Origin of the sequence: Nitrincola alkalisediminis (assembly GCF_009821115.1) — a bacterium.
Classification (GTDB): domain Bacteria; phylum Pseudomonadota; class Gammaproteobacteria; order Pseudomonadales; family Balneatricaceae; genus Nitrincola; species Nitrincola alkalisediminis.
Genome location: NZ_VYTY01000008.1, coordinates 72,917 through 85,799, shown reverse-complemented (window position 1 = coordinate 85,799; position 12,883 = coordinate 72,917). Strand labels below are relative to the sequence as shown.

Genomic DNA, 12,883 nt, shown 5'->3' with positions numbered 1-12,883 from the left:
TGTCGATTTAAGTGAAAGTATGTATTTAACAATTAAAACTAAGATGATGATTCTGATAGGATCCTTGGTTGCAGTCGTACTCCTGCTGCAAGGAATCTATTTGAATTTAAACAAAGCAGAGTTGATTAGTGATCAGATAGGATTACGAGCCTTGAACTTGGCAAAAGCGGTTGCTGTGATCCCTGAGTTGATCGATGCCTTTGATCTTGAAGATCCTGCAATTGTTATCCAGCCATTGGCGGAGTCCTTGCGTCAGGCAACGGGGGCTGAATATGTTGTTGTGGGTAATCGAGATGAGATACGTTACTCCCATCCCATTCCTGAGCGATTGGGGCAGCGGATGGTGGGGGGGGATAATTACGCCGCATTAGTTGAGGGTGAGTCCTATGTTTCTCGTGCAACGGGCACCTTGGGTGAAGCGATGCGTGGTAAAGTGCCTATTGTTGATGCAAATGGCGATATCATTGGCGTTGTTTCCGTCGGCTTCATGCTTGATAAGGTCGCTAGCGATGTTGATCGTATGCTGTATTTGGGTTGGTTATTTATTGCGTTATCCTTATTAGTTGGGTTTGCAGGAGCGGTTTGGATAGCCAATCATGTCAAAAAGCTTATTTTAGGATTAGAGCCTCACGAAATTGCTCGATTGGTTCATGAAAAGGAGGCAATCCTGCAGTCAATCCATGAAGGGGTAGTCGCAATCAATCGCGAAGGTCGAATTACGGTTTTGAATCAATCAGCAAAACGTACCTTGGGCGTAGAAGGGGATCAGCCATGTCAAGGGATGCCCGTCGAAGAGTTGGTGCCGAATTCACGTTTATTGGATGTGCTGGTCAGCGGCGAACGTCAGTTTGATCGTGAGCTTTGGATTGGCGATGTCCCAGTAGTTGTAAACCGTGTTCCAATCTTAAATCCTGCTGGCGAGGTTGATGGCGCTGTTTCGACATTTAGAAGCCAAAAAGAGTTGCTTGATGTCTACAGAGCTTTAAAAGAGGCAAGTGCTGATGTTGATCAATTGCGAGAGCAGGCCCATGAGTTTTCCAATAAGCTCTATACAATATCGGGCTTGTTGCAGCTCAATCGTCCTGAAGAGGCCTTGGCACTCATCCATCAAGAAAGTTTGGTGACTCAAAACCAAGTGGCTTTTTTAGTAAGGCATTTAAGCGATCCTGTCATCAGTGCAATGCTGCTTGGAAAAATGATGCGTGCTCGGCACATGGGAATACAGTTTGAAATTGAAGAAAGCAGTTCTATTTCAATGAACTTATCCTTTGAGGGTCAAGATATCTTATTAAAAATAATAAGTAACTTGCTTGATAATGCCTTTGATGCCTCGACACTCTTACCGCCCGTGCTGCCCCAGGTTCGCTTGTTCTTTACGGACTTAGGAGCTCAATTGTTGATTGAAGTTGAAGACAATGGACCGGGTTTGCCTGCAGATCAGTTTGAGTTGATAACGCGACGGGGGTACTCGACTAAAGAGGGACGGCACCGGGGTATAGGTTTGGCGCTAGTCAGGCGCTTAGCTGAAGCAAAAGGTGGTAATATCTATTTAGAAGAATCTGAGTTAGGCGGCGCATGTTTCGTCGTCAGCATTGATAAATCACTCATTAGCCAAAAAGATAATAATCTATGAATGATCGTTCATATAACGTACTAATCATTGAAGATGATTTTAGGGTCGCCGAAATCAACCGTCACTTTATTGAGCAATCCCCTGATTTTGAAGTGATTAAAACCTGTCATTTAGGCAAGGACGCACTTGAATTCTTAAAAAGCCATTCGGATCAAGTCGACCTCGTGCTCTTGGATGCCTATATTCCCGATGTGCTTGGCTTAGAGCTTCTATGGGAGATGCGCAAAGAATACCGCTTGATCGATATTGTCATGATTACAGCTGCAAAGGAAGTGGAAACCATTCAGGAGGCATTAAAGGGTGGGGTGTTTGATTACTTGATCAAGCCAATCGAACAAGCCCGAATGCAGCAAATGCTATCACGCTTTCGGCAGGAACGCGTGCTGCTAAAAGATAAGACTGAATTAAGTCAAGATGAATTGGATCGACAATTAAATCGGAAAATGCGACCCGAAGCATCAATAGATCTGCAAGATAAGCTTCCTAAGGGAATCGATCGTTTGACCTTAGAAAAAGTGTTTAAAGCCTTGCAGGGGGCTACCGAGGCGCAAACTGCAACGGGTTTATCAACCCAGACGGGGGTCAGTCGGTCCACTGCACGCCGATATTTAGAATTTTTGGTCACAGATGGAAAAGTTATCGCTGAGCTTGATTATGGTGAAGTGGGGCGTCCTGAGCGCCGTTATCGACTGCTTTAACGTTCGTGAACAAAATGAACAAAATGACGCTAATGAACATATTTGTATTTATGATCACAAAGTTGTTGAAATAGAAATCTCCGACTAAATTAAGGATGACGTGTTAAATAATGATAAGAAATACTTTGGAGATTCTACATGAATGCTATGTTAAAGCGTCCGATGAAAACCCTGATGGCTGTTGGTGTATCCTTAGGCCTTGCGGTTGGTTTTTCTGCTACGGTTTCTGCAAGTGACTGGAAGCCTACGAAAGCAGTTGAATACATCGCACCAGCGAATCCAGGTGGTGGTTGGGATACTTTGGTTCGTACCACTGCGAATGTGATCCGTGCTGAAGGGTTATCTGATCAAAACTTCGCAGCGATTAACGTCCCAGGTGGCGGTGGCGCAATTGCGTGGGCACAAATCGCGCGTGACAGCAAAAATGACCATAAGCTGTTCGCAACCAGTCCTCCAATCATTCTTGTTCCTTTATCTGGAACGTCTCGTTTCAACCACAAGGATTTTACACCAATCGCACGTTTGATTACCGATTATTCAATCGTTTTAGTGCGTGCTGACTCTCCATATCAAACCGTAAATGACCTGTTCGATGCAATCAAAAACAACTCTCGACTGAGTGTTGGTGGTGGTTCTGCTGCAGGCTCTATGGATCATATTTCCATTGCAGGCGCCGCGTCCGTTGCAGGTTTGAAAGCGAGCGATGTCAACTACATTGCCTTCTCAGGCGGTGGTGAAGCCATGACTAACTTGCTAGGTGGGCATGTTGAAGCCGTTATTACGGGGGCGGGTGAATCCCTCGGTCAGTTAGAAGGAAGTCAATTGCGCGCTTTGGCGGTGTCTTCACCTGAGCGTATTCAGGGAGCATTGGCTTCTGTACCGACTTACCAAGAGCAGGGTATTGATTACACCTTCGATATTTGGAGAGGTGTCATGGGACCTAAGGATATGTCACCTGCAGCCGTCACTTACTATCAAGACTTGTTCGCTAAAATGATGGAAACCGATTCTTGGACTGAAGCAACCACTCGTTTAGGTTGGTTGGATGCGTATCAGAACAGTGAAGAATTTGGCGTGTTTCTTGACGAGCAGTTAGAGCAGTTCAGTGCTGTCTTAGGTGAGTTAGGCCTTTTACGTCAGTAAACCTATCAGTCATCATTACCGATACAGGGTGACCTGTATCGGTTACGTTCTTTTGCTCGGGTGATCCTATGACTCAACTAAATCCAAACCGCATCATTGCGATATTCCTCTTTTTAATGTCGATTGGCTATTTATGGATGGCTTTTCAGATACCGACGTTTCCAATACCTAGGCCGGTTGACTCAGATGCATTTCCAAAGCTACTAGGGTGCGTCATGATGCTGTTATCTGTGTTCTTGTTCTTTGAAAAGCCAGCCGTGTCTGCAAATCAACAAGAAGAGCCAGAGCAAGTTCTCAGCTTTACGAAGCGCCCAGCGGTACAAGTTGCGGGCACCGCAGTAGCGGTTGTGATCTATGCTTTCACAATTGAGCCCTTAGGCTTTTTACTCTCATCAATATTGTTGGGGTTTGGTTTGGCTTTTTGGTATGGGTATCGTAAGCATACCGTTAATCTAGCCACGATGGCGACGATTGTTCTGTCGCTGTATCTACTGTTAAACAAGGTGATGGGTATTCATTTGCCACAGGGTATTTTGCCACTGTAAGCCAATGCCTGTTGTATGACTTTAATTCAGGTGGACATCTTTCATCATGGAATCACTTAACGATCTTATCTATGGGTTTGGCATTGCGCTGGATCCAATGAATCTTATGTATGTGTTTGTCGGCGTATTTGCCGGAACACTTATTGGTATGTTGCCAGGTTTGGGGCCCATCAGTGCATTGGCTTTGATGATTCCGATTACCTTTAATATGTCGCCTGCCAGCGGTCTTATTTTAATGTCGGGCGTCTATTATGGAGCGATCTTTGGCGGCTCCACATCATCCATTCTATTAAATGCGCCCGGTGTTGCGGGGACTGTTGCTACCTCATTTGATGGCTATCCAATGGCAAAGCAGGGGCTGGCAGGTAAGGCACTGGCTATTGCTGCTTATGCCTCGTTTGTGGGCGGTACAATTTCTGTTGTTGGGTTAATGTTAATTGCGCCATTACTGTCGAAAGTTGCGGTCAGTTTTGGCCCAGCAGAATACTTTGCGCTAATGGTTTTGGGATTAACGGCGGTTGTCAGTCTGTCAGACAAGTCGTTAGTGAAAGGACTGATCGCAGCGGTTGTGGGTATCATGATTTCAATCATGGGCATGGATTTGCAAACCGGGACTGAACGCTACACATTTGATAGTATTCACATGCTTGAAGGGATTGATTTTCTAGTCGTGGCCTTGGGAATTTTCGCCCTTGCAGAGGTGTTTTATATGCTTCTTAAGGGCTCTAATAAACCACAAGAGCGCAATGTGATTGGTTCTCTAAAGTTATCTAAAAGTGAAGTTAAAGAAATTGCAGCCCCCATTGGCCGTAGCTCTATTTTAGGATTCTTTACGGGTGTTCTGCCTGGTGCGGGTGCAACCATAGGCTCTTTCCTTGGCTACAGCATGGAAAAGCGTTTGGCAAAAGACGGTGATACCTTCGGTAAAGGGAATATTAAAGGTGTTGCGGCGCCAGAAGCTGCAAATAATGCCGCGTGTGGTGGTTCATTCGTACCTTTATTGACACTAGGTGTGCCCGGCTCAGGCACAACCGCTGTTCTTTTAGGTGCTTTGTTGGTCATGGGTGTAACACCAGGTCCTATGATGCTTGAACAGAGACCAGACGTGTTCTGGGGCGTTATTGCCAGTATGTATATTGGTAATATTTTCCTACTGGTGCTAAACCTACCCTTGATTCCATACATTGCGCGTATATTGGATGCGCCAAGACCCTTGCTTTTAGCCTTGATCCTAATCTTCTGTATGATAGGTGTGTATGGCATTAGCTTTAGTACATTTGACTTACTAATGCTGCTATTGTTCGGTTTGATAGGTTTGGTCATGAGACTCTATGGTTTTCCGGCAGCGCCACTAATTCTAGGCTTGATTTTGGGTGCTTTAATGGAGGAGTCAATGCGCCGTGCATTACAAATTTCAGGTGGTGAGTGGTCAATTTTTATCGATAAGCCTATTTCACTGACTTTGCTTGCGATTGCGTTGTTTTCATTAACGGCACCTATGATTAAAACGGCAATTAAGCGTGCTCGCTCTGCATAACTGATCCAACTCAATAGAAGAACCTTTCTCTTGGCGTTATAATAACGCCATATAGAGAAAGGTTTTTTTATGACTATGAAATCCGCTTTAGACGAAATTAATCAGTTCTTACCTTGTGAAACCCCCGATGCTTGGATTGAAGAGGCCGCTAAGCCAGAAAACCTGGCCTTGCTTTTGACCGATCACGCCCACTGTGAGAAAAAAGCCGCTTCAACTGCCATGACGCTAATGTTTCGTTACGTTGATCGCCCTGATTTGCTGAACAAAATGTCACGTCTTGCTCGTGAAGAGTTAATTCACTTCGAACAAGTTTTGGCGATCATGCATGAGCGAGGCTTTGAATACGGTCACATGACACCTGCTCGTTACGCTGCAGGTTTAAGGCAATATGTTAGAACGTCAGAGCCGGGTCGATTAATTGACGTGTTGATTATTGGTGCTTTTATTGAAGCAAGGTCATGCGAGCGGTTTGCCAAATTGGCACCTTATTTAGATGAGCCTTTGGCAAAGTTTTATCGCTCTTTGCTAAAATCTGAGGCGCGCCATTATCAAGACTATCTATTCTTGGCGGAAAGTTATGCAGGTGAGCCAATTGATGAGCGAGTGGCTTTTTTTGCGCAGGCTGAAAAAGAATTGATAGAGGCGCCTGACGAGGAGTTCCGTTTTCATAGTGGACCTCTAATTCGCCAAGACGCCGCTTAACTTAAGCCGATACCGGAAATTCAAAGCGGATGAGTTGTAGTTGTTGCTCATCCGCTTGTAAATACCATCCTGCTTGATCCCAGTCTCCTAGCACCCAGCGTTCTCCTTGGCCATCTTTAACTTGGTTTGGGTGGTGTGCAGGCCGGTGGGTGTGGCCATGAATGAGATGATCGACGTCAGCGCTAACAAACGTTTCTCTAACGGTCTCTGGACTAACATCCATGATTGAGTAAGCCTTTTCAGCGCCTCGACTTTGGCTTTCGGCCCTAAGTGATTTTGCAATTGCAATCCGTTCCTGCAAAGGCTTGCTTAGAAACGCATGTTGCCAACTTGGATCTCTAACCACAGACCGGAACTGCTGGTACTCGGTGTCTTCAGTGCACAGTTGATCGCCATGCATGAGTAAAGCCATTTGACCATTGGCAAGCTGAAGGGGATATGACTCAGGCAATAAGTGGATATTGGCTTGGTCTAACCATTGTGTTTGCACCAAGAAATCTCTATTGCCATGTTGGAAAAAAATGGCGATATTTTGGTGCTCTTGTAACGCTTGAAGCGCAGCGATCAATTTCTCGGCCCCCGGGAGGGGGGCGTCATCGCCAATCCAATATTCAAAAATATCGCCCAGCAAATATAACTCAGTTGCATCTTGCGCTACTTTGTCAAGAAACCACAGTAGCCCTTCAAAGATATCTGGGCGCTCAGGTTGTAAATGCAGATCTGATATAAAAAGCTGTTTCTTTGGCATTAAGACTTTTCAATCACAACGGCTTTGGTGATGATGACATCTTCAGTCGGTACATCTTGGTGTCCTGCTTTAGATGCGGTTTTAACTTTCTTGATTTTATTAACCACTTCCATTCCATCAACGACTTTGCCAAATACTGCATAACCCCAGCCTTCCATTGTTTTAGCGCTGTGATCTAAGAAGGTGTTATCCGAAACGTTGATAAAAAACTGAGCAGATGCAGAATGCGGATCCATAGTACGCGCCATGGCTAAGGTTCCCGTTTTATTGGATAAACCGTTATCGGCTTCATTTTCAATGGATTCGCGTGTTTTTTTAGAAATCATGCCAGGCTCAAAACCACCACCCTGAATCATAAAATTATCAATAACACGGTGAAAAATGACACCATCATAAAAGCCTTCTTTAACATACTGCTCAAAGTTTGCTGCCGTTTTTGGCGCTTTTTCGTGGTTCAGCTCAATGGTGATATCGCCATGGTTTGTATGCAGTAAGATCATGTTCGTATTCCTGATGGGTTATTAGAATCTATAATTATACCTAAGTCGTGGATATCTGCATTATTTTGATGGCTGTTGTGTCCGAATCCAATTTAATGCAGAGCGTCCAGCATGTTGTCCTGTAGCAAAACATGCCGTTAACAGGTAACCGCCTGTTGGCGCTTCCCAGTCGAGCATTTCACCTGCACAGAAAAAGCCGGGACATCTAGACAACATAAAATCCTCATTCACGTCTGAAAGTTTGACTCCACCCGCTGTGCTGATGGCTTCATCTATGGGGCGAGGAGTGGTTAACTGAATAGGGTAATGCTTTAGACAAGCTGTGATTTCTTGCGCATTTCGCATGGCTTCCGTACTTAAACGGTCTCTCAGTAGATCGATAAAGACGGGTTTCAGCCCTAAGCGCTTGAGGTGGCTATTGATGGATCGAGAGCCTTGAGGTTTGTTCATATCTTTTAGTAGATCTTTGAATGGGCGGTCTGGCATGAGGTCTAAATAAAGGTCAGCGACGCCCTTAGCAATAATTTTTTCGCGCAGAGGCGAGGAGGCCGCATAAATTAAGCTGCCCTCAAGTCCATATTTAGCAATCAGCAGTTCACCTTTACGTTGCCACTTAATACCCTTGTTATCTTCAAATGTCAGAGTCACACCCTTGAGTGGAGTGCCAGAGTGGCGGTCTTGAAGAATAGAGCTCCACTTGCATTCAAAGCCGCAGTTGCTGGGTTTAAAGGGGGCGATTTCAATCTGTTTGTCTTTTAGCAACTCAACCCACTGGCCATCTGAGCCCAGCTTGCGCCAACTGCCGCCACCTGTCGCTAGAATGACAGCGTTTGCAGAAACATGTTGAGTACCCTGTGGGGTTTCGAAGCGAAGCGCCTGCTTTGTGTCATCCCATCCAACCCAGCGATGACGTGTGTGAAACTCCACCCCTTGATGCTTTAGACGCTCTATCCATCTTCGCAGAAGGGGGGCTGCTTTCATCTCGCTTGGAAATACCCGTCCAGATGAGCCCACAAACGTTTCAATACCAAGACCATGACACCAATTAACCAGATCATTCGGAGTGAATGCATTTAACGCGGTTTGAAGATTCGGTTGAGCTTCTGCATAACGCTTGCAGAATTGCTCAAAGGGTTCCGAGTGGGTGATGTTGAGGCCACCGCGACCTGCCATCAGAAACTTTCTTCCAACCGTTGGCATGGACTCATAGAGACTCACTTTCAAGCCCTGAGTTGCCAGCGTTTCCGCTGCCATAAGTCCAGCAGGGCCGCCGCCTATAACAACGGCTGTAACAAACGCACTCTCTGTCACTTTTGTATCCATATAAATTAACTGATAATTTAAGAGCGCTGTCATCGCAATACTCGCTTAATGGCGCCTCTATTGAATGAGATTAAAACACAAATTTGCTCGATAATGAGTATGAAAATCCCAAAAAACGCTCACGTTGGGTTGACCTTCCAACGCATTAATTGTTTTAATGCCCGTTTTACAACAAGGAAGTCGTCGTTGCTTCATGGATGAGCACTCTATTTTTTGCTGAGCCTAATCGCTGCCAGCCCCGCTTTTCCATGAGCATCAGTCCTGCTAAACAGTAGGTTACATTGATGTATTCACAAAAAAACCGCTTACTCGCCATCGATACACCTCTCGGTGAAGACGCTTTTTTATTGACTCGAATAGAAGGCGAAGAGGCGATGTCGAGCCTCTTTTCATTCGAAATCGAACTCTACTCCGAACGCGCATCGGTGAAGGCCGCCGACATTGTCGGCCAAAATGTCACGCTTAAAATCATGCAGACCGATGAGGAGGGGCTAAAAACGGATGCCTACACCTTTATCAATGCTCATGTTCGACGCTTTCGGGAAGAGGGTCAGCAACTCCAACATCTGCGCAGTTATCGTGCAGATGTGGTGCCTTGGCTCTGGTTTTTAACGCAAACCAGTGACTCAAAAATATTCCAAAATAAAGACATACGTCAGATTGCCAGTGAGGTCTTTGCGGACAATGGCTTTAATGATGTTGAGTTTCGCTTATTCGGCCAACACCCAGTACGAGAGTACTGCGTTCAGTATCAAGAAAGTGACTTTACCTTCCTCTCGCGTTTGTTTGAAGAAGAGGGTATCTATTACTTTTTCAAGCACGAAGCGGGCAAGCACACGCTGGTGCTGTCCGACCATTTCATTGGAACGGATGTCTGTGAAGAACGTAAGGTCAGTTACCGCAGCAGCGGTTTGAGCGAAGATGCCATCTATGCGTGGTCACACCAGCATGAGTTTCGCACAGGGCGTCTTGCCCAGCGTGATTATGACTTCACCAAGCCTTCGGATCGCATGGAAACCTTTGATAAAGCCATGATGGACGTGCCGGGTGTTGAGCGTTTCGAGCAGTTTACTTATCCGGGCCGTTACAAGAGCAAACTCTTGGGCGAACCACTGATTCGCCTGCGCACCGAGCATAACGAAGCCCTGCATGATCAAGTCTTTGGCAAAAGCCACTGCCGCAGTTTTCGCAGTGGCCATCAGTTTGAATTGGTGCGCCATGATGACGCTGCCCAAGAACTCGACACCTACTTACTGGTCAGCGTTCAGCACCGAGCTGAAGATTACAGTTACACCAGTCGCGATGAAGAAAGTCGCGGCTACGAAAACGAATTCGTCTGCATGCCCGCTTCGCGTGTCTACCGCCCACCACTTAAAACCGGCTGGCCAAAAATGCTCGGCCCACAACATGCCAAGGTGGTCGGCCCTGAGGGCGAAGAGATTTACACCGATGAGTATGGCCGTGTCAAAATCCAGTTTCCTTGGGACCGTTACGGTCAAAACAACGAAAACAGTTCCTGCTGGGTGCGTGTCAGTCATCAATGGGCCGGTAAAAACTGGGGCTCAATCTACATCCCGCGCATAGGCCAAGAAGTCATCGTCGACTTTTACGATGGTAACCCGGATCGTCCGATCATTACCGGGCGAGTGTACAATGCTGAGCAGATGCCGCCGAACAGCCTGCCTGCCAATAAAACCCGCTCTACTATTCGCAGTAAAACCCATAAGGGGAAGGGGTTTAATGAGTTTTCGTTTGAGGATAGCGCGGGTAATGAAGAAATCTATCTTCATGCCCAAAAAGACCATAATACAGTGATTCTCAACGATGAAATGCATCAGATCGGACACAATCGGTCTAAATCTGTTGGCAATGATCAAACCGAGAGTATCGAAAACAATAAGACCATACATGTTGGAAATGATCATCAGGAATCCATCGGACAGGATGCACATTACTCAATAGGGCGTGATGTTCACTACTCTGTGGGCCGTACCCAGCACGAACAGTATGCTAAAGATCGTATTGAAAATGTTGGAAATATCTTAAAACAAGGCATTCATGGCGATCATTTATATCAAGCAGGACGCAATTTTGATGGTCAGGTTTCCGGTGCTTATAAGCTTGATGTCGGCAGTAAAATCACAACGAATACAGGCGTGCATCATTTGATGGCGTTTGAGAGGTTTATTATTTCTGGGCCCGCTGGCAGGATTATTCTTGATGGCTCAGGTATCACATTAGAAGCGCCCAATATTCGCCTTAAGGGGGCTGTATCCATGGGGGGAAGTGGTGGCTCTCAAGTTCCTACGTTGAACTTAGCTGCAAATGAAGTTCAACCGATATGTGAAGAATGTGAAGAGAAGAAGGATTAAGTTATGCCAGCGATAGCACGGGTTGGGGATTCACATATTTGTCCTAGAAAAGGGCACGGTAGGGGAGTCATAGTGAGTGGTGGTTCTGCAATTGTTGAAGGCAGCCCTGTGGCGCGTGTCGGAGATAGAGCCTCTTGCGGTTGCGTGATTGTTCAGGGGGCGGCCCATGCATTAGATGATGGCAAGCCCATCGCCTATGTTGGTTGCCGAACATCGGGTGGCGGACAAATTACGTCGGGAGCTTCTCAAAGTGAGGTTTAATTGACATTGGTAGCAGATCTGACGGTAAAGGAATGCGTGTTATGAGCTATCTTGCTTGGGTTGGTCAATGTTTCGTAAAAACCGTAACCCCCGATGGGCAAAACCAATGTGTTGTTTTAGTTGCGATTTGGGCGAAAGACCTTGAGGATTACACAGAGGTCGCGCGCGAATCTCTGCTAAACAAAGGTTACATTCTTTACTCCGTAGAGAATGCGATGCCTGCGATTCAATGGCTTGCCCAGCGGGGTGTAAACTCTGCTGCGATTGCGCTGGCTCGGCAAATCTCATCGGAGCATCCAGTCGAAATCGGCGAATTTAAAGAATATGTGCCGAACCCTGATGATTTTGACGTTGATGATTGGCTTACACAACACCTGTTGAGCGATATCAGTCCGCTCGGTTTGCAAGAAGGCGTACTGGATAAACTCAGTGTGCCAGAATCTCTGCGCCCTTATCTCTTTGCAGAAATGGAGGCTTCTTTCATAGACATTATGCAATATTCTAAAGATGAGCAGATACCGCCAATGCGAACCTATGCAATATTAGATGCAGCGCGCGTGCCTTTACTCCTAGATCGCTTAGAAAGTTCTGATTTAGACTATCAATGTCTGTTTAAAGGTGATGCCGAGCAGAGTTTAAAATCGGCAGCACCCTATCTGGTCGAATTGCGTGAAGATAACCGATTCACACGTCAGTTGTTTAGTGTCACAGGGATGGCTTCCGATCTATGGGATAAGTACCCAGGCGTATATGTTCGTTCACGCGCCTTGATTGATGAATTAGCCAATCACTTTAGGCGCTTTACTAAGGTAAAAAACGAGGAAGGAAAATGGCTTTTTTTCCGCTTTTGGGAAAGTAATTTCTTTTTAATAGTATTAATGCATGTATCGGCTGCTAAGGGGCTTGCATTGATGCCTCCTAATCTAATTTCTTCAATGCTATGCATTTCGATGGATCGTATCGATTTTGTTACCACTCAGCCTATCGAAGGGATGCCAAAAATGGGCTGCGAATTGACGTTTGATCGAAGGTTAATTGACCCATTGAATCGTCGTAGCACAGAGCTTTTTGTTTTCCGGCTACGGCAGCAGTTCGTCGAACAGGAAGGAATGTCTGTTGAACTGTTTGAGTCCGTCATGAGTTCCATAGAGAAGCATCAATTTCAAGATCGGAATACAATTCGACAACTCTTGAGCCTTTGCTTATCTGAAAATGACAACCTGCTTGATCGCGATGAACTTGCTGATGAGCTAGAGCAAAGCTGTATCATGCCTGACTCTACACGCTTGAACCGATTGGTGAATGTTGCGAGCCTAAAGCTGTCCAGTGATACAACGTAAAATAAGTCGATTAATTAAATGTTCATCCTGTCATAGGGCAATCGTTAAAGAAATCGCGTCATCAATCAAATGTAGTTTTGC

12 protein-coding genes are annotated in these 12,883 nt (G+C 45.8%); 9 read left to right on the top strand and 3 right to left on the bottom strand.

Annotated elements, in window-relative coordinates:
* Positions 1 to 19: 19 nt before the first annotated feature.
* The 6 genes from F5971_RS13055 (at position 20) to F5971_RS13030 (ending at position 6,258) form a co-directional block, all read left to right on the top strand.
* Positions 20 to 1,633, top strand: a complete 1,614-nt coding sequence (locus tag F5971_RS13055; protein WP_193495282.1) for an ATP-binding protein — start codon at positions 20 to 22, stop codon at positions 1,631 to 1,633.
* The gene (locus F5971_RS13050; RefSeq protein ID WP_036510589.1) at positions 1,630 to 2,331 is read left to right on the top strand and encodes a response regulator; all 702 of its coding nucleotides are present in this window, start codon (positions 1,630 to 1,632) and stop codon (positions 2,329 to 2,331) included. Before F5971_RS13055 ends, F5971_RS13050 begins: the two co-directional genes overlap by 4 nt.
* A gap of 138 nt (positions 2,332 to 2,469) precedes the next feature.
* Entirely contained in the window at positions 2,470 to 3,474 is a 1,005-nt protein-coding gene (locus F5971_RS13045; protein ID WP_425489348.1) for a Bug family tripartite tricarboxylate transporter substrate binding protein, read from the top strand.
* Positions 3,475 to 3,542: 68 nt separating this feature from the next.
* Positions 3,543 to 4,019, top strand: coding sequence for a tripartite tricarboxylate transporter TctB family protein (locus F5971_RS13040; RefSeq protein ID WP_036510592.1), 477 nt, complete (start codon positions 3,543 to 3,545; stop codon positions 4,017 to 4,019).
* A gap of 46 nt (positions 4,020 to 4,065) precedes the next feature.
* Positions 4,066 to 5,556: a tripartite tricarboxylate transporter permease gene (locus F5971_RS13035; protein WP_036510596.1), complete on the top strand. Its 1,491-nt coding sequence runs from the start codon at positions 4,066 to 4,068 to the stop codon at positions 5,554 to 5,556.
* 75 nt (positions 5,557 to 5,631) lie between these two features.
* The gene (locus F5971_RS13030) at positions 5,632 to 6,258 is read left to right on the top strand and encodes a MiaE family protein (protein WP_036510661.1); all 627 of its coding nucleotides are present in this window, start codon (positions 5,632 to 5,634) and stop codon (positions 6,256 to 6,258) included.
* Position 6,259: 1 nt separating this feature from the next.
* On the opposite strand, the gene F5971_RS13025 is transcribed toward F5971_RS13030, so the two are convergent.
* From F5971_RS13025 to F5971_RS13015, 3 genes are read right to left on the bottom strand one after another with little or no spacing between them, the layout of a single operon-like run.
* Entirely contained in the window at positions 6,260 to 7,006 is a 747-nt protein-coding gene (locus tag F5971_RS13025) for a UDP-2,3-diacylglucosamine diphosphatase (protein WP_036510599.1), read from the bottom strand.
* Positions 7,006 to 7,506: a peptidylprolyl isomerase gene (locus F5971_RS13020; protein WP_036510602.1), complete on the bottom strand. Its 501-nt coding sequence runs from the start codon at positions 7,504 to 7,506 to the stop codon at positions 7,006 to 7,008. Before F5971_RS13020 ends, F5971_RS13025 begins: the two co-directional genes overlap by 1 nt.
* 60 nt (positions 7,507 to 7,566) lie before the next feature.
* Entirely contained in the window at positions 7,567 to 8,862 is a 1,296-nt protein-coding gene (locus F5971_RS13015) for a BaiN/RdsA family NAD(P)/FAD-dependent oxidoreductase (RefSeq protein WP_223116329.1), read from the bottom strand.
* Positions 8,863 to 9,113: 251 nt separating this feature from the next.
* Here F5971_RS13015 and F5971_RS13010 point away from each other — a divergent pair, with 251 nt between their 5' ends.
* From F5971_RS13010 to F5971_RS13000, 3 genes are read left to right on the top strand one after another with little or no spacing between them, the layout of a single operon-like run.
* Complete coding sequence (locus F5971_RS13010; RefSeq protein ID WP_193495280.1) at positions 9,114 to 11,201, top strand: type VI secretion system Vgr family protein; 2,088 nt, start codon at positions 9,114 to 9,116, stop codon at positions 11,199 to 11,201.
* 3 nt (positions 11,202 to 11,204) lie between these two features.
* On the top strand, positions 11,205 to 11,462 hold the full coding sequence (locus tag F5971_RS13005; RefSeq protein ID WP_036513591.1) for a PAAR domain-containing protein: 258 nt from the start codon (positions 11,205 to 11,207) through the stop codon (positions 11,460 to 11,462).
* Positions 11,463 to 11,503: 41 nt separating this feature from the next.
* On the top strand, positions 11,504 to 12,802 hold the full coding sequence (locus F5971_RS13000) for a DUF4123 domain-containing protein (protein WP_051514612.1): 1,299 nt from the start codon (positions 11,504 to 11,506) through the stop codon (positions 12,800 to 12,802).
* Positions 12,803 to 12,883: the final 81 nt, after the last annotated feature.